General features: G+C 72.3%; 23 protein-coding genes. 17 read left to right on the forward strand and 6 right to left on the reverse strand.

The window, feature by feature from the left end:
* Position 1: 1 nt before the first annotated feature.
* Genes sctD through V8Z80_RS13030 form a run of 4 tightly spaced genes read right to left on the reverse strand, consistent with a single transcriptional unit; the run spans position 2 to position 4307 of the window.
* On the reverse strand, positions 2-1453 hold the full coding sequence (gene sctD, locus V8Z80_RS13015) for a type III secretion system inner membrane ring subunit SctD (protein ID WP_336062288.1): 1452 nt from the start codon (positions 1451-1453) through the stop codon (positions 2-4).
* Positions 1450-3540 (reverse strand): type III secretion system export apparatus subunit SctV, encoded by a 2091-nt coding sequence (gene sctV, locus V8Z80_RS13020; RefSeq protein WP_336062289.1) that lies wholly within the window; start codon positions 3538-3540, stop codon positions 1450-1452. Before sctV ends, sctD begins: the two co-directional genes overlap by 4 nt.
* Positions 3541-3546: 6 nt before the next feature.
* Positions 3547-3897: a hypothetical protein gene (locus V8Z80_RS13025; RefSeq protein ID WP_336062290.1), complete on the reverse strand. Its 351-nt coding sequence runs from the start codon at positions 3895-3897 to the stop codon at positions 3547-3549.
* A 5-nt stretch (positions 3898-3902) separates the two neighbouring features.
* Positions 3903-4307 (reverse strand): hypothetical protein, encoded by a 405-nt coding sequence (locus tag V8Z80_RS13030; RefSeq protein WP_336062291.1) that lies wholly within the window; start codon positions 4305-4307, stop codon positions 3903-3905.
* A gap of 285 nt (positions 4308-4592) precedes the next feature.
* On the opposite strand from V8Z80_RS13030, the gene V8Z80_RS13035 reads away from it, so the two are divergent.
* From V8Z80_RS13035 to sctC, 17 genes are read left to right on the forward strand one after another with little or no spacing between them, the layout of a single operon-like run.
* The gene (locus tag V8Z80_RS13035) at positions 4593-4871 is read left to right on the forward strand and encodes a hypothetical protein (RefSeq protein ID WP_336062292.1); all 279 of its coding nucleotides are present in this window, start codon (positions 4593-4595) and stop codon (positions 4869-4871) included.
* 27 nt (positions 4872-4898) lie between these two features.
* Positions 4899-5609, forward strand: coding sequence for a type III secretion system translocon subunit SctB (gene sctB / locus V8Z80_RS13040; protein ID WP_155195494.1), 711 nt, complete (start codon positions 4899-4901; stop codon positions 5607-5609).
* A 10-nt stretch (positions 5610-5619) separates the two neighbouring features.
* A complete protein-coding gene (locus V8Z80_RS13045; RefSeq protein ID WP_336062293.1) occupies positions 5620-6120 on the forward strand; it encodes a tetratricopeptide repeat protein in 501 nt (166 codons plus the stop codon).
* A gap of 9 nt (positions 6121-6129) precedes the next feature.
* Positions 6130-6591 carry a hypothetical protein gene (locus V8Z80_RS13050; protein ID WP_336062294.1) on the forward strand — a complete coding sequence of 154 codons (462 nt, stop codon included), beginning with the start codon at positions 6130-6132 and terminating at the stop codon, positions 6589-6591.
* A gap of 19 nt (positions 6592-6610) precedes the next feature.
* A complete protein-coding gene (sctI, locus tag V8Z80_RS13055; protein ID WP_155195491.1) occupies positions 6611-7036 on the forward strand; it encodes a type III secretion system inner rod subunit SctI in 426 nt (141 codons plus the stop codon).
* The gene (gene sctJ / locus V8Z80_RS13060) at positions 7033-7857 is read left to right on the forward strand and encodes a type III secretion system inner membrane ring lipoprotein SctJ (protein WP_336062295.1); all 825 of its coding nucleotides are present in this window, start codon (positions 7033-7035) and stop codon (positions 7855-7857) included. Before sctI ends, sctJ begins: the two co-directional genes overlap by 4 nt.
* A complete protein-coding gene (locus tag V8Z80_RS13065) occupies positions 7854-8513 on the forward strand; it encodes a SctK family type III secretion system sorting platform protein (RefSeq protein ID WP_336062296.1) in 660 nt (219 codons plus the stop codon). Before sctJ ends, V8Z80_RS13065 begins: the two co-directional genes overlap by 4 nt.
* A complete protein-coding gene (locus V8Z80_RS13070) occupies positions 8483-9121 on the forward strand; it encodes an HrpE/YscL family type III secretion apparatus protein (RefSeq protein WP_336062297.1) in 639 nt (212 codons plus the stop codon). Before V8Z80_RS13065 ends, V8Z80_RS13070 begins: the two co-directional genes overlap by 31 nt.
* A gap of 21 nt (positions 9122-9142) precedes the next feature.
* Positions 9143-10501: a type III secretion system ATPase SctN gene (sctN, locus tag V8Z80_RS13075; RefSeq protein ID WP_336062298.1), complete on the forward strand. Its 1359-nt coding sequence runs from the start codon at positions 9143-9145 to the stop codon at positions 10499-10501.
* Positions 10502-10513: 12 nt separating this feature from the next.
* Positions 10514-11020: a type III secretion protein gene (locus V8Z80_RS13080; protein ID WP_336062299.1), complete on the forward strand. Its 507-nt coding sequence runs from the start codon at positions 10514-10516 to the stop codon at positions 11018-11020.
* Positions 11017-11610 carry a hypothetical protein gene (locus tag V8Z80_RS13085; RefSeq protein ID WP_336062300.1) on the forward strand — a complete coding sequence of 198 codons (594 nt, stop codon included), beginning with the start codon at positions 11017-11019 and terminating at the stop codon, positions 11608-11610. Before V8Z80_RS13080 ends, V8Z80_RS13085 begins: the two co-directional genes overlap by 4 nt.
* 12 nt (positions 11611-11622) lie before the next feature.
* Complete coding sequence (sctQ, locus tag V8Z80_RS13090; protein WP_336062301.1) at positions 11623-12801, forward strand: type III secretion system cytoplasmic ring protein SctQ; 1179 nt, start codon at positions 11623-11625, stop codon at positions 12799-12801.
* Positions 12798-13547: an EscR/YscR/HrcR family type III secretion system export apparatus protein gene (locus V8Z80_RS13095; protein ID WP_336062302.1), complete on the forward strand. Its 750-nt coding sequence runs from the start codon at positions 12798-12800 to the stop codon at positions 13545-13547. Before sctQ ends, V8Z80_RS13095 begins: the two co-directional genes overlap by 4 nt.
* An 8-nt stretch (positions 13548-13555) precedes the next feature.
* Positions 13556-13822, forward strand: coding sequence for a type III secretion system export apparatus subunit SctS (gene sctS, locus V8Z80_RS13100; RefSeq protein ID WP_336062303.1), 267 nt, complete (start codon positions 13556-13558; stop codon positions 13820-13822).
* A gap of 19 nt (positions 13823-13841) precedes the next feature.
* Positions 13842-14642, forward strand: a complete 801-nt coding sequence (sctT, locus tag V8Z80_RS13105; RefSeq protein WP_336062304.1) for a type III secretion system export apparatus subunit SctT — start codon at positions 13842-13844, stop codon at positions 14640-14642.
* Positions 14639-15694 (forward strand): type III secretion system export apparatus subunit SctU, encoded by a 1056-nt coding sequence (gene sctU, locus V8Z80_RS13110; RefSeq protein ID WP_336062305.1) that lies wholly within the window; start codon positions 14639-14641, stop codon positions 15692-15694. Before sctT ends, sctU begins: the two co-directional genes overlap by 4 nt.
* Entirely contained in the window at positions 15691-17676 is a 1986-nt protein-coding gene (gene sctC / locus V8Z80_RS13115) for a type III secretion system outer membrane ring subunit SctC (protein WP_336062306.1), read from the forward strand. Before sctU ends, sctC begins: the two co-directional genes overlap by 4 nt.
* A 1-nt stretch (position 17677) precedes the next feature.
* Here sctC and V8Z80_RS13120 read toward each other — a convergent pair whose 3' ends face one another.
* Positions 17678-18271 (reverse strand): RNA polymerase sigma factor, encoded by a 594-nt coding sequence (locus tag V8Z80_RS13120; RefSeq protein ID WP_336062307.1) that lies wholly within the window; start codon positions 18269-18271, stop codon positions 17678-17680.
* A gap of 135 nt (positions 18272-18406) precedes the next feature.
* On the reverse strand, positions 18407-19006 hold the full coding sequence (locus V8Z80_RS13125; protein WP_336062308.1) for a hypothetical protein: 600 nt from the start codon (positions 19004-19006) through the stop codon (positions 18407-18409).
* Between the last annotated feature and the right edge of the window lie 67 nt (positions 19007-19073).

Below are 19073 nucleotides of genomic sequence, written 5' to 3' on the forward strand. Positions count from 1 at the left end.
CCTAGCGTAGGACGATGGCGGGCTGCGGGCCCTCGAAGATCAGGCGGGTGGGCTCGATGGCGCTCAGGCGGTACTGGCCGTGCACGCCGCCGACCAGCAATTTACTGCCGTCTTCGAGCACGATAAAGGGCTGCGGGCCGCCGACGACGCTGCGGATGCCGAAGGGCACGCTGTCGGCCATCGGCCGCTCGCCCGGCGCGGCGCGCTGCGCGACCTGCAAGTGCGTGGCGTTAAAGCGCGCCAGGATTTCGTCCAGCCGCGCGGACTGCCCGGCCTCCAGGTGGCCCGCGCGCACCTCCAGCCGGTCGGCCGCCCAGGCCAGCTCGATGCCGGACAGTCCGGCCTGGGCCAGGGCGCTGGACAAGGCGTCGGCCACCTCGGGCGCCAGCGCGATGTGCTGGCCGATCACGGTCATGCCGGGCAGCTGGGCGCGCACCGCGTCCAGCGCCGCGGCGCGTTCGCGCGCGCTGGCCGCGATGCCGTGCAGCATCAGCCTGCCCTGGCCCTCGTAGCGGGCTTCGTAGCGGATGCCGAAGGCGCGCAGCACCTGGCTGGCCGTCTGCACCACCTCGTCTTCGACGCTGATGCGCATGGCCGGCATGGGCCAGAGCTGGGAAAGCGCCGCAGCGACGGCATCGCGTTCGGCGGCGTTGCGCACCCAGCCGGTGACGCGCACCGTCCCTGCGGCGGTCAGCCCGGCCTGCAAGCGTGCGCCCAGGCCCAGGCGTTCCAGGGCCTCGGTGACGCGGCCCAGCGACTGCCGCGCGGCTTCGCCGGAATCGAGCGCCGTCGGCGCTGGCGGGGAGGCGGGCGGCAGCAGGGCCAGCACGATGGCGACCGCCACGGCCAGCAGCGCGGTGCCCAGGCCCAGGAACAGCGGCCAGGCCGGGCGCAAGGCTTGCGGGCGCGGGCCGGCTGGCGTGCCTGGTCCGGCGGCCGGGGCCTGCGCCGGTCCGGCGGTGCCGGGCGCCGAGGCGCCGCCGCCTGCCGCGGCGTGCCCCGCGCTGTCGGGCAAGGCGCCGGGTGCCGGATCGCCGGCCCCGGGTTCACCGGCCGCCGGATCGCCGGCTGCCGCCGTGCCGCTGCCGGGCCGGGCCGCCGGCGCCGCGATCCAGGCCGCACTGGGCGGCGCCACCGTCAGCCAGACCGGCCCCAGCGGCAGCGGCTGGTTCCAGCCGGCTGGTCCGCCGGCGGTCCCGCCTTCGGCTTGCAGCATCCAGCCTTGCGCATCCAGCCTCAGGCGCGCCGCGCGCGCAGGCATGCCGAGGTCGGCCAGCACGACGTCGCAGTCCGGGTCCGAGCCCAGCACCGCGCCGTCCTCGGCCGGACAGCTGGCCTGCGCATGCAGGCCGCTGAGCACGCGCAGTTCAGGCGTCCCGTGGCGGGCGGGCGCCCCGCCGCGCGGCGCTCCGGCGCCGTCCCGGGCGTGGCCGTCGGCGGGCCGGCCGGTCACAGATCGACCCTCGCCAGCGGCTGCACGTTGATCTCCTGCGTCAGCTCCTGGTAGGACAGCACGGGCAGCTCATAGAGATCCTGCTCGATCAGCTTGCGCAGGTAGCGGCGGATGTCCATGGAGGTCAGCAGCACCGGCTTGCGCGCGGCCGCGTGCAGGTCGCCCACCGCCAGGCGGATGTTCTCCAGCAGCTTGCGCGAGACGGCCGGCTCCAGCGCCAGGTAGCTGCCGGCCGAGGTCTGGCGGATCGCCCCGCGCACGGTCTCCTCGACGCTGGGCGCCAGCAGGTAGGCTGGCAGCAGGTTCTGGCCGCCCGAGAACTTGTGGCTGATCAGGCGCTTGAGCGAGACGCGCACGTATTCGGTCAGCAGCACCGAGTCCTTTTCCTTCTGGCCCCATTCGACCAGCGCCTCGAGCACGGCGCGCAGATTGCGGATGGAGATGCCCTCGGACACCAGGCGCTGCAGGATCTCGGCGGTCTTTTGCACCGGCATGACCCGCAGCGCCTCCTTGACCAGCTCGGGATACTCGGGCTCCATGGCCGCGCACAGCACCCGGGTCTCCTGGATGCCGATGAATTCGGCGGCGTACTTGCGCAGCACGAAGGCCAGGTGCCATCCCAGTATCCGCGGGCCGTCCAGGACCGGCACGCCCGCGCCGGCCAGCGTGTCGGCCAGCCGCGCATCGGTCCACAGCGTGGACACGCCGGGCAGCAGGCTCTTGTCGGGCTCGTAAGGCACCTGCAGGGCCCGCAAGGTCTGCTCGGTATCGCGCACCAGCACCTTGCCCTGGCGCAGCAGCCCCTGGGCCACCGGCACTTCGGAGAGCAGCAGCAGGTACTGCTCGGGCGCCAGCGCTGGGTTCTCGCGCAGGCGCACGGCCGGGAAAGGCACGCCCAGCTCCAGGTACAGGGCCTGGCGCACTTCGGCCAGATGCGTCTGCAGCGCCTCGGGCGACTCGCGGGCCAGCAGCCCCGGGGCCAGGTCCACCATGACCGGCTGGGTCGGCGCGAAAGGCGCCGCGTCCTGCGCGCGGCCGGGGGCCGGGGCGTGCGGCTGCGGCGCCAGGGGCGAGATCTCGGTGACCGCGCCGGTCTTCTCGTCCACCACCTTGCGGGTGCCGCGCAGGAGCACGAAGCCGATGGTGCCCACCACCGCGGCCAGGGCCAGGAAGGTCAGGGTGGGCATGCCGGGGATCAGGCCCATGCCCGCCGCCACGGCCGCGGCGATCAGCAGCGCGCGCGGCTGCGCCAGCACCTGCGCGCCGATGTCGCGCCCGACGTTGGACGGGCCTTCGCCGGTCTGCACGCGCGTGACGATGATGCCGGCGCAGATGGCGATGAACAGCGCCGGTATCTGCGAGATCAGCCCGTCGCCGATGGTCAGGATGGAATAGACCTGCACCGCCTCGCCGGCCGACAGGTCGCGCTGCAGCGTGCCGATCAGGATGCCGCCCAGCAGGTTCACGCCGACGATGATGAGCCCGGCGATGGCGTCGCCCTTGACGAACTTCATGGCCCCGTCCATGGCGCCGTACAGCTGGCTTTCCTTCTCGACCAGGCTGCGGCGCCGGCGCGCCTCGTCCATGTCGATGGTGCCGGCGCGCAGGTCGGCGTCGATGGACATCTGCTTGCCGGGCATGGCGTCCAGCGAGAAGCGCGCGGCCACCTCGGCCACCCGCTCGGCGCCCTTGGTGATGACCACGAACTGCACGATGGTCAGGATCAGGAAGACCACCAGGCCGACGATCAGGTTGCCGCCGACCACGAAATTGCCGAAGGTCTCGATGATGTGGCCGGCATCGCCCTGCAGCAGGATCAGGCGGGTCGTGGCGATGGAGATGCCCAGCCGGAACAGCGTGGTGATCAGCAGCACCGAGGGAAACGAGGAGAAGGCCAGCGGCGAGGGCAGGTACATGGCCACCATCAGCAGGATGGCCGACAGGGTCATGTTCGCGCCGATCAGCACGTCCACCAGCGCGGTGGGCAGCGGCAGGATCATCATGAAGATGATCGAGACGATCAGCACCGCCAGGACGATGTCGTTGCGGCTGGTGATGGCGGCGACCGCGCGGTTCAGGGCTTGCATCGGCAATCAGGCGTTCGCGTAAGGGTAGGAGGGCGCCGGCGCGCGGGTGGCGACGTAGGCGCGCATGGCTGCGGCCGCCTCGTCCTCGCGGCCCAGGGCGGCCAGCGCCTGGGCGCGCACCAGCTGGAAGGCGGCATCGGGCGCGGCCGCCATGGCGGCCTGCTCCAGCGCGGCCAGGGCGGCCTCGGCCTGCCCCGCGCGCAGCAGCGCCAGGGCGCGGGCCACCTGCTGGGCCGGCCCGGCCGCGCCCAGGGCGGCCAGTGCGTCGAACAGCACCGCCGCCTTCTGCGGGCGGTCATGGACCAGGTAGACGTGGGCCAGCCGCGCCAGCAGCGCCAGGCTTTCAGGCGTGGGCATGGCGTTCATCCCTGGTGCAGCGCATTGCGGTACAGGGCCAGCAGGTTCTGCAGGCTGGCTTCTTCCTTGAGCAGCCGCACGGCGCGGTTGAGCACGCGGCTGTCCGGGCCGCCCAGTTCGGCGGCCTGGGACAGTTCGTCCAGCGCGGCGGCCAGCCGCTGCGAGAACTGGCCCGGCGTGAGCCTGCCCAGCATATCGGGGCCCGGGGCCAGCGCCTCGAGCAGGAAGTCGCCGGTATTGGGCGCCTGTCCGGCCTGCGCCGGCGCCAGGCCGGATGGCTCGCGCGGCGGCGCCGCGGTTGGCGCGCCCGCAACTGCGCCGGCGCCCGGCTGCGCAAGGGCCGGCGGCAGCCCCTCCCGGCCTGCGGCAAGGGGAAAGGGAGAGGACGGGCTCGATGGAATGGACGTCATGCGGGGCCGCGGCAAACGGGAGGTATGGGGCACGGCGCGCGAGGCGGCCGACCGGAGGTAGTAACGTCCGGGGCCCAAAGGTTCCACCGGCCGGCCCGGCGCCCTTGGCCGCCCGGGACGGAACCTTGCGGCCCGCCGCGTTACTGAAGGCGCATCGCCCCGATTGGCGGACCTGGCACGGAACCGGGCGGCATTTGCCGTTACTGATGCAGGTCGGCCCGGTCGCCGGGACGAATTCAGCGGCCTTTCGCCCCGTTGGCCGGGGCAAACCAGCAAGGAAACGACATGCCGGCAGACACGTCCCCCGAAACCCTGATCGCCCAGGCGCAGGAGCTGATCGAGCGCGTGCGGCGCGACCTGCAGGCCGGCGAGGCCTTCTACGGCGAACACGGCCTGGACCCGGAGCAACTGGCCCGCCAGGCCACGCCGCAGGACATCGAAAAAGCCCAGGCGCTGGTGCGCCAGGACCTGGAGGAAGTCGAGCAGGCGGTGGCGCATGCCGCCCAGGCCGCGCCGGCGGCCGAACGCCCGCCGCTGGGCAGCCTGCCTCCCAACCTGGCCTGACGCCGGCCGCTTGCTTCGGAAACTGCCATGAGCCCGCAATTGCCCCCTGGCGGCCTGCCGCCCCTGCCCTCGCAGCTGTCCACTCCGCTGTCGCCCGATTCGCCGGGCTTGCCCCCGCAAACGCCCCGCACCGCCTTGCCTGCGGGGATCGCCCCGCCGCCTCCGTCCCTGCCCGGCGAGGCGGCCGGCCGCGCCGAGGCCCGCCTGCCCGTGCCGCAAGGCAGGGCGCAGGACCTGCAAGGCCTGGCCGGCGCGCTGGACCGGCTGGGGGCCGACCAGGTCGGCGCCGACGTGGCGGACATGATGGCGCTGCTCCAGCAGATGGCCCAGGACCAGCGCGCCCAGGCCAAGCTGGACATCGAGCAGCGGCGCCAGGACAGCCTGGACGCGATGCTGTCCGCGGCCGACGCCCTGCGCGCCGCCGCCGAGGAAAGATTCCGCACCGCCGTGGTCTCCGGGGTGATGCAGATTGTCGGCGGCGCCGCCAGCATCGCCCTGGGAGCGGGCGGCGCCATCAAGAGCGGCGTGGCCGGCCAGCGGATCGATGCGCCCGGGGCCGCCGGGCCCAAGGACACCCAGGCCTTGCAAGCGCAGGCCAAGGTGGTCCAGGGCGGCGCGCAGCAGGCCGAGGACATCATGCAGCAGATGATGGGCATCATCCAGGACGTGCGCGACAAGCTGGCCGCCATCGAGCAGTCCCAGCAGGAGGTCAATCGTGGCATCGCCCGCAATGTCTGAGGAACTCGCCATGAGCACCACCCTGAACGCCGTGCCGCGCACCGAGACGGCCGAGCGCCTGTATCAGGGGCTGGCCGCGTTGCCGGCTTCCTCGCGCCTGAGCGAGGCGCAGCTCGAGGCCTTGTATGGCCTGGGCCACAGCCACCTGCTGCAGGGCCAGCCACGCCAGGCGCTGCCCTATTTCTCGCTGCTGGGCATGTACGGCATGCCGCGCCGCCACTACCTGGCCGGCCTGGCGCTGTGCCTGCAGCGCTGCGAACGCTACGACGATGCGGTGCGCGTGTATGCCCTGCTGGGCACGCTGTTTCCCGAGACCGCCGATCCCTTCGTGGGCATGGCCGAATGCCTGCTGGCGGCCGGGCGCCGCCAGGAAGCGGCGCAGGAATTGGACCGCGTGCTGCGCTATCTGGAAGCGGATGCGCGGCAAGGCGGCGCTGACGCCGAGCAAGCCCGGATCCGCGCGCACGTGCAGGCGCTGCGGGCCCTGGCCGTGCAGGACGGCAGCCCATGAGGCCGCGCCATGCACATTGAAGCGGGACGGCCCGGTCCCGCGCCAGCGACGGCCGTCTCCAGCGAGACGGCTTTCGTGCTTGATGCGCACGAGGCGCGCATGCTGGCCGAAGTGGGCATGCTCGCGGCCGGCGCGGCCGATGCGGCGCGGGCCGAGCGCATCTTCGGCGCACTGCGCCGCCTGCGGCCCGGCCGCGCCTATCCGTGGCTGGGCCTGGCATTGGCGCGCGCCAACAGCGGGCAGGCCGATCAGGCCGCCCAGCTGCTCGAAGGGGCGCGGCTGGACGACGCCCAGGAGGCGGCGATCCTGCAGGCCTGGCGGGGCCTGGTCCTGCAACTGGCCGGCCGCCGGGACGAAAGCCGCAAGGTGCTGGCGGCGGCCGCCGCCATGCACGGCGAGGGCGCCGAACTGGCCCGCCGGCTGCTGGGCGGGGATCCGGCCTCGCCGGCGCGGCAGGCCGCCGACACCTGATCATCACGGAACACAAAACATGGAAATCGCCACGCTTGCCGCTTCCCTGGCACCCTTGCCCGCCTTGCCGGCCGGGCCGGCCCTCGCGCCGGCCGAACCGTCGTCCCTGGCCACCGAGCGCTTTAACGCGCTGATGGCTGCGGCCGACGCCCCGGCGCCTTCGCCCGTGCACGCGGCGCTCTCGGCCGCCTTCGCCCCCGCCGCGCAGGCCGCCCCCACGCTGGGCAGCCAGATCCTGGCCGGGCTGCAGGGCACGGCCAGCGAGTTCTCGCAGCGCTGGCAGGGCATCTCCAGCACGCTCGAACGCGTGGCGGTCTCGCCCAACGTGGCCGAGATGCTGCGCGCGCAGGCCGAGATGCTGCAGGTCTCGGTGCAGTACGAATTGGTGGGCAAGGCCGTCTCGCGCACCACGCAGAACATCGACACGCTGGTGCGCATGTCATGACGATGCCCGCCTTGCACCGTGGCGCCGCCCGCCTGTGGCTGGCTTGCCGGCTGGGCGCCGCGACGCTGGCGCTGGCCCTGCTGGCGGCCTGTGGCGGCCAGGTCACGCTGATTTCGGTAGGCACCGAGGGCGAGGCCAACGAATTGCTCTCGGCCCTGCTCGATGCCGGCATCGCCGCGCGCAAGGTTCCCGCCGACGGCGGGATCGCGGTCAGCGTGGACGCCGGCCAGGTGGCCCGCTCGCTCGATATCCTGCGCGCCCAGGGGCTGCCGCGCGAGCGTTTCGACGGCATGGGCCAGATCTTTCGCAAGGAAGGCCTGGTGTCTTCGCCGCTGGAGGAGCGCGCCCGCTACGTCTACGCGCTGTCGCAGGAGCTGGCCAATACCTTGTCGCAGATGGACGGCGTGCTGGCCGCGCGCGTGCACGTGGTGCTGCCCGAGCGCGGCGGCGTGGGCGAGGCCGCCACGCCCTCGACGGCCGCCGTCTTCATCAAGCACCAGGCCGGCTACAGCCTGGATGCCTTGCAGCCGCAGATACGCAAGCTGGTCACGCATTCCATTCCCGGGCTGACCGAGGACAGGGTTTCCATCGCCCTGGTGTCGGCGCAGCCGCCCGCCGCCGCGCCGGCGTCCGCGCCCCTGCAGCGGCGCGTGCTGGGCCTGACGGTCGACAGCGGCTCGGCCGCGGCGCTGCTGGCCGGCTTTGCCGTGATGGCGCTGCTGGTGCTCGGCCTGGCCGGGGCGCTGGGCTGGGTGCTGTGGCGCCTGGGCATGCCCGGCTTGCGCCGCGTGGCCCGCGAAGGCCAGGGAGCGTCGGCGTGAGCACGGCGGCGCAGGCGGACCTTTCCTTGTTCGGCGAGCGGCTGGCGGCCTTCAACCTGCTGCCCAGCCTGACGCTGCATCCGCTGCGCGAGGCCGATTACGGCCAGGCGCCGCAGCCGGACTGGCCGGCCGCGCTGCATGCGGCCTGGCACCGCCATCGTTCGGCGCTGATCCTGAAGCGGCTGGGCCTGGCCGAGCGGCCGGCCGCCGACCCGGGCCGGCCCGAGCTGGCGCTGGCCCTGCTGCCGCCCGAGGCCTTGTGGCGGTGCCTGCGCTGCATCGGCGCGGCCCTGTGCGCGCCGCGGCTGCGCCGCGCCATCGCCGGGCCCGAGGTGCGCCAGTTCCTGCAGGCGCTAGGCCCGCAGGTGATGGCGTTCGCCCGCGGCCCTGCCGCCCAGCTGGCCGTGGCGGTGCCCGCCTGCGCCGGCTACGGGGCCGAGCAGGCCGTGGCCGCCGTGCACGAACTGGGCCGGGCGGTGCTGAACGAGGCGCTGGCTGGCGGCGGCCCCGAAATCGCCCTGCGCGCCGAACTGAAGCTGCCGCCCGGCCCGGCCGCGGCGCCTCCTTGCCGCGGCGAGGCGGCGCGCGCGCTGGCCCTGGACGTCCTCAAGCATTGCGATCCCACATGGCATTCCTCATTCCCCGCGACGCCCTGACGCCTCGCCGCCTGGCGGCCACGCTGGCGCCTGGCGCCAAGGTGCTGCGCGCGGCCGATCACGCCGTGCTGGTGCAGGCCCAGGCGCTGCTGGACGATGCGCATGCCCAGGCGCGGGCCATCGGCGAGCAGGCCCAGGCCGCCTACCAGGCCGAGCGCCAGCGCGGCTACGACGATGGCAAGGAGCAGGCCCTGTTCGACCAGGCCGACAAGATGATCGAGACCGTCGGGCGCACGGTGGAGTACTTCGCCGGCGTCGAGAACGAGATGGTCGACCTGGTGATGCAGGCCGTGCGCAAGGTGGTCGACGGCTTCGACGATCGCGAGAAGGTGGTGATCGTGGTGCGCAATGCGCTGGCGGTGGTGCGCAACCAGAAGCAGATGACGCTGCGGCTGCATCCGGACGAGGTGTCGGCCGTGCGCGAGCGCGTGAACGAACTGCTGGCCGCCTATCCGGCCGTGGGCTACCTGGACATCGTGCCCGATGCGCGGCTGGCGCGCGGGGCCTGCATCCTGGAGAGCGAGATCGGCATGGTCGAGGCCAGCCTGGAGGGGCAGATCGCGGCCCTGCGCTCGGCGTTCCAGCGCACGCTGGGCAGCCGCGTGTAGCCGGGGCCGGGAGAGCACGCCATGCGCCAGTTCGAATACATCACCGAAATGATGGAAATGGCCCTGCACGATACGCCCACGCTGCGCATCAAGGGCCGTGTCACGCAGGTGGTGGGCACCATCATCAAGGCGGTGGTGCCGGCGGTCAAGATCGGCGAGGTGTGCATCCTGCGCAATCCCGGCGAAGACCTCGAAATGAAAGGCGAGGTGGTGGGCTTCGCGCGCGATGCGGCGCTGCTCACGCCCATCGGCGACATGTACGGCATTTCCTCTGCCACCGAGGTCATCCCCACCGGGCGCGCGCACCGCGTGCCGGTCGGGCCGGGGCTGCTGGGCCGCGTGCTGGACGGGCTGGGCCGGCCGCTGGACGAGGCCGAGCTGGGCCCGCTGGAGGCCAGCAAGTTCTATCCGGTGTTCGCCGAGGCGCCCGATCCGCTGACCCGCCGCATCATCGACCGCCCCCTGGAGCTGGGCGTGCGCGCGCTGGACGGCATGCTGACCTGCGGCGAAGGCCAGCGCATGGGCATCTTCGCGGCGGCCGGCGGCGGCAAGTCCACGCTGATGGGGATGCTGGTCAAGGGCGCGGCCGCCGACGTGACGGTGGTGGCACTGATCGGCGAGCGCGGCCGCGAGGTGCGCGAGTTCCTGGAGCACGAGCTGGGGCCGCAGGGCCGGCGCAAGAGCGTCATCGTCTGCGCCACCAGCGACAAGTCCTCGATGGAGCGCACCAAGGCCGCCTACGTGGCCACCGCCATCGCCGAATATTTCCGCGACCAGGGCCAGCGGGTGCTGTTCCTGATGGATTCGGTCACGCGCTTTGCCCGCGCGCAGCGCGAGATCGGCCTGGCCGCGGGCGAGCCGCCCACGCGGCGCGGCTATCCCCCCTCGGTGTTCGCCACGCTGCCCAAGCTGATGGAGCGCGCCGGCATGAACGACAAGGGCTCGATCACCGCGCTCTATACCGTTTTGGTCGAGGGCGACGACATGACCGAGCCCATCGCCGACGAAACGCGCTCTATCCTGGACGGCCATATCGTGCTCTCGCGCAAGCTGGGCGCGGCCAACCACTACCCTGCCATCGACGTGCTGGCCTCGGCCAGCCGGGTGATGAACGCGGTGGTCTCGCCCGGGCACCGCCGCCTGGCCGGGCGCATCCGCGAACTGATGGCCAAGTACCAGGAGGTCGAGCTGCTGGTCAAGATCGGCGAGTACAAGCGCGGCGGCGATGCCCTCACCGACGAGGCCATCGACCGCATCGAGGCCATCAACGCCTTCCTGCGCCAGCGCACGGACGAGCGCATGCCCCTGGGCGAGACGCTGGCGCGCATGGCCGCGCTGGCCGGCTTGCCGCAGGAGCAGGACCTGGAGGGCGGCGCGTAGCGCCGGGCCGCGATGAGCGTGTTCGACGAACTGCTGGCGATCAAGCGTTTTCGCGAGGACCAGGCCGAACTGGCGCTGGCGCGCCAGCGCCAGGCGCATGGACAGGCCCGCGACGCCTGGACCCAGGCGCAGGCCCGGCTGCGCGACTACCGCGGCTGGGCCCGCCGGCGCGAGCGCGAGCTGTACGACGAGCTGTGCGCCCGCGTGGTGCGGGTACGCGAGATCGAAGCCGTGCTCACGGGCGTGGGCCTGCTGCGCGAGGCCGAGCGCGAGCACGAGCGCACCTGCCAGGCCGCCCAGGACGCGCTGGAGCGGGCCGCGCAGCACCTGGCCGAACGGCGCCAGGCGCATGGCGAGGCGGTGCGCAGGACCGGCAAGTTCGTCGAGCTGGCCCGCCTGCACCTGGCCGAGCACCTGGGCGCGCTCGAGCGCCAGGAAGACGCCGAGCTCGAGGAAGCGGCCAGCCTGGCGCGCGAGCGCGAGGATTGGGAACAACACGAGGAAGTGGATTTTTCATGACCATAGACCGACGCATCGGCCTGGATACCGCCTTGCCGCAAGGCATGCCCGACCTTTCCCAGTCGGGGGCCGGGGCGCAGGCGCGCCAGGCGCCTACCGATGCAGAACGCCAGGCCTTCGAGCGCGCCCTGGCCGGCGAGCCCGGGCAGCCCGGACGCCAGGCTCCCGGCGAGCAGGCCGGGGTGCAGCGGCCCGCGCCGCCTTTGGCCTTGTTCGGCGCCGCCGGGCTGGCCGGGGCGGGGCGGCCCGAACCGGCCCCGGCGCCGCAGGGCCTGGCGCAGGCCTTGGCCGAGGGGGCCGGCGCCCTGCTGGTGGGCGACGGCGGCAAGGGCCGGCCCGAGGTGCGCATCGAGCTCAAGGACGAGCTGCTGCCTGGCGTCTCGGTGGCCGTGTTCGAAGACGAGGGCCGGCTGGTCGCTGCCTTTACCTGCGCCAGCGAGGCCTCGCGCGAGCGCCTGAGCCGCGGCGTCGCGGCCCTGGCGCAGGAGCTGGCCGACGCCCTGGGCCGCCCGGCGCTGGTGCGGGTCAGCGCCGACGATCCGATGGACCCCTGCACGGTGGAGGCCGCCGCCGATGCCCTGGCCTGCTGATCCCGTCGCGACATGGACGCATTGACTTTGCCGCCGGCCCGGCCGGTTTCCCTGCCCCGGCTCAATGCCAACCAGGCGCAGGCCCTGACCCAGATCGCCCGCCACGGCGCGGCGGTCGCGCTCACCTTGCCGCCCGCGCCGCAGGCCGGCGGCCAGGCCGCGCCGGTGCGCTGGCTGCTGGCCTTTGCCAGCGGCGCGCCCGAGCCGGTGCGCGCCGCCGCCACCTGGCATGCCGACCTGGAATGGGCCGGCGCCGCGGTACGGCTGCACCTGCCTGAGGCCGCCGCGCAGGCCTGGCTGGCGGCGCGGCTGCCGGGGCTGCCGGCCCCCGTCCTGCCGCAGGCCTTGCAGGCGGCCGCCTTCGAAACCCTGCTGCAGGAAGCGCTGGCCGCCCTGGCGCAAGCCGGCGCGGGCGGGCCGGTGCGCGTGCAGGCGCTGCAGGCCGGCGCCGCGCGCGCGCTGGCCCATGCCTGGACCGTGACGCTGCATGCGCCGGACACCGGGGCCCTGTGCCATGCCGTGCTCGAAACCGACGGCCTGGGGCTGATGCTGCTGGCCGCGCTGCTGGGCAAGGCCGCGCCCGCGCGCCGCGACGCGCAGGCGCTGGCCGCCTTGCCGATACGGCTGCGCGCCGTGCTCGGCCACACGCGCCTGCCGCTGGCCGAGCTGCGTGCGCTGGGCCCCGGCGACGTGGTGCTGCTGGATCACTACCGCGTCGGCGCCGACGGCGCGCTCTGGCTGGAGGCCGGCCAGGGCCAGGCATTGCGCGTACGGGCCGAAGGCTCCCATTACATCGTGACTAAAGGCTGGACTTCGCTGATGACCCAAGAATCCACCGAGCGGCCCGAGCCCATCGCGGCCGCGCAACAGGCCGGCGCCGCGGCGCCGGACGCGCCCGCGCCGCTGGCGCTCGAAGCCATACCCGTGCAGCTGTCCTTCGACCTGGGCGAGCGCAGCATCGCGCTGGCCGAGCTGCAGCGGCTGCAGCCGGGCGAAGTGTTCGACCTACATCGCCCGCTGGCCGACGGGCCGGTGATGATCCGCGCCAACGGCGCGCTGGTCGGCACCGGCACGCTGGTCGAGGTCGATGGGCGCATCGGCGTGATGGTGCAGGCGTGGGGACCGGCCGGCGCGGCCATGCCGGCCGCGCCGGCCAGCGCCGCGGCCGATGCCGTGCGGCACGCGTCATGACCGCCTTCGAGCCGATCAGCCTGGCGGTGGTGCTGGCGCTGCTGGCGCTGGTGCCGCTGGCCGCGGTCATGACCACTTCGTTCCTGAAGATCGCCATCGTGCTCACGCTGGTGCGCAACGCCCTGGGCGTGCAGCAGGTCCCGCCCAACATGGCGCTCTATGCCCTGGCGCTGATCCTGTCGGCCTACGTGATGGGGCCGGTGGTGATGCAGGTGGGCGCCGAGCTGCGCGCGGTGCAGGCGCAAGGCGCCGCGTCCGGGCCGCCGTCCGCCGCGCCCATGCCGGGTTGGCCGGGCGCCGCGCCGCCGGGCCATGCCGGCGCGCCGCCCGGCCCCCAGGCCGCCATGCCCGACCGCACCGGCGCGCTGATCCAGGCCGTCGAGCGCGGCGTCGAGCCGCTGCGCGCCTTCATGCTGCGCAACAGCAAGCCCGAGCAGCGCGACTTCTTCGTGCGCACCGCGCGCCAGCTCTGGGGGCCGGAACAGGCCAGCGGCCTGGGCGAGGACAACCTGCTCGTGCTGATCCCGGCCTTCCTGCTGTCCGAATTGACGGTGGCTTTTCAGGTGGGCTTTCTGCTTTACCTGCCCTTTGTCATCATCGACATCATCGTCTCGAACATCCTGCTGGCCATGGGGATGATGATGGTCTCGCCGGTGACGATTTCCATGCCGCTCAAGCTCTTCCTGTTCGTGATGGTCGATGGCTGGACGCGGCTGATCCAGGGCCTGGTGCTCTCCTACGGCTAGCGCATCCCATGCAGACCGTCGATCTCGTTTCCTACATGACCCAGGCGCTGATGCTGACGCTGTGGCTGTCGCTGCCGCCCATCGCGGTGGCGGCCATCGTCGGCACGCTGTTCTCGCTGTTCCAGGCCTTGACCCAGCTGCAGGAGCAGACCCTGTCCTTCGCCGTCAAGCTGATCGCGGTGTTCGCCACCTTGCTGCTGACCGCCCGGTGGCTGGCCGGCGAGCTCTACAACTACACCGTGTCGATCTTCGACGTGCTGCACCGCATTTCCTGAGCGCGGGACAGGGAACGCAATGCTCGGGTCCGTTACCTACGCAGAGGCAAAGGTCTTCCTGGCCACCCTGGCCCTGACCCAGCCCCGCATCCTGGCCATGTGCGCCCTGCTGCCGCTGTTCGGCCGCCAGAGCATGCCGGCGCTGCTGCGCTACGGCGTGGGCGCGGCCATGGGCCTGGTGCTGGTGCCGGCGCTGGCCCCGGGCTATGCGGCGGCCGATCCGGGCTGGATCGACGTGGTGCTGCTGGTGGCCAAGGAGGTCTTCATCGGCCTGGTGATGGGTTTCCTGGTGGCCATCCCGTTCTGGATCTTCGAGGGCGTGGGCGCGGTCATCGACAACCAGCGCGGCGCCAGCCTGGGGGCGGTGATCAATCCGGGCACGGGCAGCGATTCGTCGCCGCTGGGCATCCTGTTCAACCAAGCCTTCCTGGTGTTTTTCCTGGTGGGCGGAGGCTTCACCCTGATGCTGACAATGCTGTATGACAGCTTCCGCCTGTGGGACCTGTGGCAGTGGACGCCGACGCTGCGCCGCGAAAGCGTGCCCCTGATGCTCGACCAGCTGGGCCGCTACGCCCGCCTGGTGCTGCTGCTGGCCGCGCCGGTCATGGTGGCGATGCTGCTGGCCGAGCTGGGGCTGGCGCTGGTCAGCCGCTTTGCGCCGCAACTGCAGGTGTTCTTCCTGGCCCTGCCCATCAAGAGCGGGCTGGCCCTGCTGGTGCTGGCGCTGTACATGGGCACGCTGTTCGACCATGCCGAGGAGGCCGTGCGCGCCATCGGCGCGGCGGTGCCTTTTCTTGACGAACAATGGCGATCGCCATGAGCAGCGAGAAGACCGAACAGCCCACCGCCAAGCGGCTGCGCGAATCGCGCGAGAAAGGCGAGCTTGCCTACAGCCGCGATTTCACGCAGACCCTGCTCGTGCTGGCGCTGTTCGGCTACATGCTGGCCAACGCGCAAGGCATTGCCGAGGCGCTGGGCCGCCTGGCGCTGGCGCCGGCCCAGTTCGCCGGCCAGCCCTTCGAGCAGGCGCTCGGCGCGGCGCTGCAGTTCATGCTGCGCGAGGCCGTGGCGCTGGTGCTGCCTTTCGTGCTCATCGTGCTGGCGGTGGGGCTGTTCGGCGACTTCCTGCAGGTGGGCGTGGTGCTGGCCTTTCGCAAGCTGGTGCCGTCGGGACAGAAGCTCGACGTCGCGGCCAATCTCAAGAACATCTTTTCGGCCAGGAACGGCGTCGAGTTCCTCAAGTCGTGCCTGAAGATCGTATTCCTGACGGTGCTGGTGGTGCTGGTGGTGCGCGATGCGCTGCCCCAGCTCATGCTGGTGCCCTACAGCGGCCTGGCCGGCCTGCAGTCGGCCTTGGGCGGCATGCTGCGCGTGCTGCTGGCCAACGTGGCCGTGGCCTACGTCGTCATCTCGCTGGCCGACTTCGCCTGGCAGCGCCTGCAGCACCGCAAGAGCCTGATGATGAGCAAGGAAGAGGTGCGGCGGGAATACAAGGAGATGGAGGGCGACCCCCACATCAGGCAAAAGCGCAAGCACCTGCACCAGGAAATGGCCATGCAGGGCGCGGTGCACAGCGCGCGCAAGGCCACGGTGATCATCACCAACCCCACGCACCTGGCCGTGGCGATCTTCTACGAGCCGGGCCAGACGCCGCTGCCGCGCGTGACCGCCAAGGGCGAGGGCGCCCTGGCCGAGGAAATGATGCGCGCCGCCCGCCAGGCCGGGGTGCCGGTCATGCAGAACATCCCGCTGGCCCGTTCGCTGATGAACGAGGCCCAGGTCGATCAATACATCCCCAGCGAGCTCATCGAGCCCGTCGCGCAAGTGCTGCGGCTGGTGCGCAAGTTCGCCGCCGAGGAGGGACAGCAATGAATGCCTCCTTCCGGCCACACCCTCCAGGAGCACGTCCGTTGAAGCGCATCATCTTGGCCGGCGCGCTGGCCCTGTCGCTGGCCGGGGGCGCGCAAGCGGCCCCCAATTGGCCGGCCGCCCCCTATAGCTACTATGCCGAGAACGTCGGCCTGCAGCAGGTGCTGCGCGAGTTCGCCAGCGGCTTCAGCCTGTCGCTGCAGATGGGCCCCGGGGTGGGCGGCATGGTCAACGGCCGCTTCAACGCCGCCACGCCCACCGAATTCATGGACAAGCTGGGGGGCGTGTACGGCCTGAACTGGTTCGTCTATGCCGGCACGCTGTTTGTCAGCCGCAACAGCGACATGGCCACGCGCGCGATCAGCGCCATGGGCAGCTCCATCACCGCGCTGCGCGATGCGCTGCTGCAGATGGGCGTGCTCGATCCGCGCTTTGGCTGGGGAGAGCTGCCCGACCAGGGCATCGCCCTGGTGTCGGGCCCGCCGGCCTACGTCAAGCTGGTCGAGGACACCGTGGCGGCGCTGCCGCTGGGCGCCGGCGGCCAGCAGGTGGCGGTGTTCCGGCTCAAGCATGCCTCGGTCAACGACCGCACCGTCAGCTACCGCAACGAGTCGGTGGTCACGCCCGGCCTGGCGAGCGTGCTGCGCAACCTGATCCTGGGTTCGGGCTCGGGCGCGAACAACGAGACGCTCTCGGCCATCGCCGCGCCCCTGCGCGAGAACCCGCCCGCCTTCGGACCGGCCGACGGGCTGGCCCCGGCCTCGCCGCTGGCCGGCGAGACGGCGCCGGCCAGCCAGGCGCAGGCCGGCCCCGCGCGCACCGGCAGCCGCGGCGCCGGCCTGCGCCTGCGCGAACCCACGGTGCAGGCCGATGCGCGCCTGAACGCCATCATCGTGCAGGACATTCCCGATCGCATCCCCATCTACCGCGAACTGATCGCCCAGCTGGACCAGCCCAGCACGCTGATCGAAATCGAGGCCATGATCGTGGACGTCAACTCGGACCTGGTCAACGAGCTGGGCGTGACCTGGGGCGCGCGCGCCGGCTCGGCCGCGTTCGGCTACGGCGACCTGGCCCTGCAGCCCAGCGGCGGCCTGCCCATCGAGGGCGGCGCCCTGCTGGCGCCGGGCACCGTGGGCCTGAGCGTGGGCAACGTGCTGGCCGCAAGGCTGCGCGCGCTGCAGACGCGCGGGCAGGCCAACATCCTGTCGCAGCCTTCGATCCTGACCGCCGACAACCTGGGCGCCCTGATCGACCTGTCCGATACCTTCTACGTGCAGACCACCGGCGAGCGCGTGGCCACCGTGACCCCGGTGACGGTGGGCACCTCGCTGCGGGTCACGCCGCGCTTCATCGAGGGGCGCGGCGGTTCGCGGCAGGTGGAGCTGACGGTGGACATCGAGGACGGGCGCATCCAGGACGAGCGGCGCATCGGCGACCTGCCCACCGTGCGGCGCACCAGCGTCAGCACGCTGGCGGTGGTGGGCGATGACCAGACGCTGCTGATCGGCGGCTACAACAGCAGCCAGGATTCCGAGCAGGTCGACAAGGTGCCCTTGCTGGGCGACATCCCGGGGCTGGGGCTGCTGTTCTCGAACAAGTCCACCACGGTGCAGCGGCGCGAGCGGCTGTTCCTGCTGCGCCCGCGGGTGGTTTCCATCCTGGGCGAGCCGGTCGCGCCGCCGCGCGCGCAGGGCCGCGCCGGCCAGGCGCTGAACCTGACCTGGGGCGGCCAGCCGGGCCAGCTCAGCGCCGGGCAATATCTGGACCTGATGCAGGGCCAGCAGACCCGCGTGCGCTTTGACGACGTGCAGGTGCAGGCCCCGCGTGGACCGATCCGCGTCTCCGGGCGCTACATCGATTCGGTGCCGGTCAGGGCCCAGGCGCCGCTGCAGGCCGAGCCGCTGCCGGCGCCGGCCGTCCATACGGGCCCGGTGCTGACCATCGAGACGCCGGCGGCGCCAGGCACCGGCCGGGCGCCCTGATTCAGAAATCCAGCGCCAGGCCTTTTTCCGCGAGCCGCGCGCGCAGGGCGCTGCGCGCGCGCGACAGCCGGCTGCGCACGGTGCCTACCGGCACGGTCAGCAGCGCGGCGGCCTCTTCGTAGGACAGGTTGTCCAGCCCGACCATCAGCAGGATCTCGCGCATGCTCTCGGGCAGCTCGGCCATCGTCTCCTGCAGCAGGCGCAGGGCCTGGGCCTGCTCGGCGGCCTGCTCGGGCGTGGCCTGCTCGTCGGCCAGCCCCGCCAGGCCGTCCTCGCCCACGAAGTCGTAGCGCCGCTCGGGCGCGCGCGACAGGTGGTTGCGCACCAGGTTCATCGCGATGCCGTACAGCCAGGTGGACAGTTGCGATTCGCCGCGAAAGGTCTGGTACGAGCGCGCTGCCTCGGCAAAGGCCTGCTGGGCCAGGTCCTCGGCTTCGGTGGCGTTGCCGATGTGCCGGACGATGAAGCGCTCGAGCCGGCCGCGGTGCTCGCGGATCAGGTCTCGCAGCAGCCGCTCGTCCTGGGGCGTGCGCGATCCCGGCGCGGCCTGCGGCGGGCAGGCCTGATCGGCGCGAGGGGCGTGGGACTCGATCATCGGGAGCGCAAGGACGCAGGAGGGGAGGCAACAAGCTACTACAATTCTTGTGACATTCGTAATAAGAATGCTGATTTGTTACGAAATTGCCGCAAAGTTGCCGTAAAAATCCCCGTAATCGGCAAAAAACCAGGGTTAACCCTGGTTCGAACCAGCGAGCTTGCTGGCCGTGATGTCGTTCAGCCAGGCCTGGGCGGTGGACAGCGGCACCGGGCTTTGCCCGCCGGCCGCGGCGGTCTCGAAGCGGGCCTGCATGGCCGCGTCGATCTCGCCGCGCAGCGCGGGGCCGACCGCGGCCGGGTCCTGCACCCCGGCCTGGCGGCACGCCGCGGCAAAGGCCGGCGAGCCGCCCAGCGCCGAGCAGGCCAGGCGGGTGGCGAAATCCACGCCTTCCATCGCCATGCTGGCGGTCTGGGCCATGTCCAGCGCCATCGATACGGTGCGGGCGGACAAGGGCCGGCCCGGCGAGGGATCCAGGCCTAGCTCCCTGGACACCGCGCTGGCGATGCCGTTGCCGTAGCTGTCGGCCAGCGCCCGGGCGAACATCGAAGCGGTATCGACGTCGGGCGCGACCCAGGCCACCGAGCGCCCGCCCGGCGTCTGGCCCTGCCCCAGGACCTGCCAGGCCTGGCCGTCGGCCGATACGTAGACATCCCCGCCCGAGCGCGCGGCATGGGCGAAGTCTTCCAGCCTGAGGTTGCCCGGCGAGGACGGGGAGGCGAAATCGATGCTCATGCGGCCGAAGATCCTTAGGCGGAAAGTCCGTGCCCCCCAAGGGGCTACGAGAAGTACGTAACAGTTG

The sequence above is a fragment of the Orrella sp. JC864 genome, assembly GCF_037026685.1.
Classification (GTDB): Bacteria; Pseudomonadota; Gammaproteobacteria; order Burkholderiales; family Burkholderiaceae_B; genus Orrella.

Coding starts and splice junctions, on each gene's coding strand:
- sctV (WP_336062289.1), bottom strand. CDS start 3,540: ATGCAAGCCCTGAACCGCGCGGTCGCCGCCATCACCAGCCGCAACGAC.
- V8Z80_RS13025 (WP_336062290.1), bottom strand. CDS start 3,897: ATGCCCACGCCTGAAAGCCTGGCGCTGCTGGCGCGGCTGGCCCACGTC.
- V8Z80_RS13030 (WP_336062291.1), bottom strand. CDS start 4,307: ATGACGTCCATTCCATCGAGCCCGTCCTCTCCCTTTCCCCTTGCCGCA.
- V8Z80_RS13035 (WP_336062292.1), top strand. CDS start 4,593: ATGCCGGCAGACACGTCCCCCGAAACCCTGATCGCCCAGGCGCAGGAG.
- sctB (WP_155195494.1), top strand. CDS start 4,899: ATGAGCCCGCAATTGCCCCCTGGCGGCCTGCCGCCCCTGCCCTCGCAG.
- V8Z80_RS13045 (WP_336062293.1), top strand. CDS start 5,620: ATGAGCACCACCCTGAACGCCGTGCCGCGCACCGAGACGGCCGAGCGC.
- V8Z80_RS13050 (WP_336062294.1), top strand. CDS start 6,130: ATGCACATTGAAGCGGGACGGCCCGGTCCCGCGCCAGCGACGGCCGTC.
- sctI (WP_155195491.1), top strand. CDS start 6,611: ATGGAAATCGCCACGCTTGCCGCTTCCCTGGCACCCTTGCCCGCCTTG.
- sctJ (WP_336062295.1), top strand. CDS start 7,033: ATGACGATGCCCGCCTTGCACCGTGGCGCCGCCCGCCTGTGGCTGGCT.
- V8Z80_RS13070 (WP_336062297.1), top strand. CDS start 8,483: ATGGCATTCCTCATTCCCCGCGACGCCCTGACGCCTCGCCGCCTGGCG.
- sctN (WP_336062298.1), top strand. CDS start 9,143: ATGCGCCAGTTCGAATACATCACCGAAATGATGGAAATGGCCCTGCAC.
- V8Z80_RS13080 (WP_336062299.1), top strand. CDS start 10,514: ATGAGCGTGTTCGACGAACTGCTGGCGATCAAGCGTTTTCGCGAGGAC.
- V8Z80_RS13085 (WP_336062300.1), top strand. CDS start 11,017: ATGACCATAGACCGACGCATCGGCCTGGATACCGCCTTGCCGCAAGGC.
- sctQ (WP_336062301.1), top strand. CDS start 11,623: ATGGACGCATTGACTTTGCCGCCGGCCCGGCCGGTTTCCCTGCCCCGG.
- V8Z80_RS13095 (WP_336062302.1), top strand. CDS start 12,798: ATGACCGCCTTCGAGCCGATCAGCCTGGCGGTGGTGCTGGCGCTGCTG.
- sctS (WP_336062303.1), top strand. CDS start 13,556: ATGCAGACCGTCGATCTCGTTTCCTACATGACCCAGGCGCTGATGCTG.
- sctT (WP_336062304.1), top strand. CDS start 13,842: ATGCTCGGGTCCGTTACCTACGCAGAGGCAAAGGTCTTCCTGGCCACC.
- sctU (WP_336062305.1), top strand. CDS start 14,639: ATGAGCAGCGAGAAGACCGAACAGCCCACCGCCAAGCGGCTGCGCGAA.
- sctC (WP_336062306.1), top strand. CDS start 15,691: ATGAATGCCTCCTTCCGGCCACACCCTCCAGGAGCACGTCCGTTGAAG.
- V8Z80_RS13120 (WP_336062307.1), bottom strand. CDS start 18,271: ATGATCGAGTCCCACGCCCCTCGCGCCGATCAGGCCTGCCCGCCGCAG.
- V8Z80_RS13125 (WP_336062308.1), bottom strand. CDS start 19,006: ATGAGCATCGATTTCGCCTCCCCGTCCTCGCCGGGCAACCTCAGGCTG.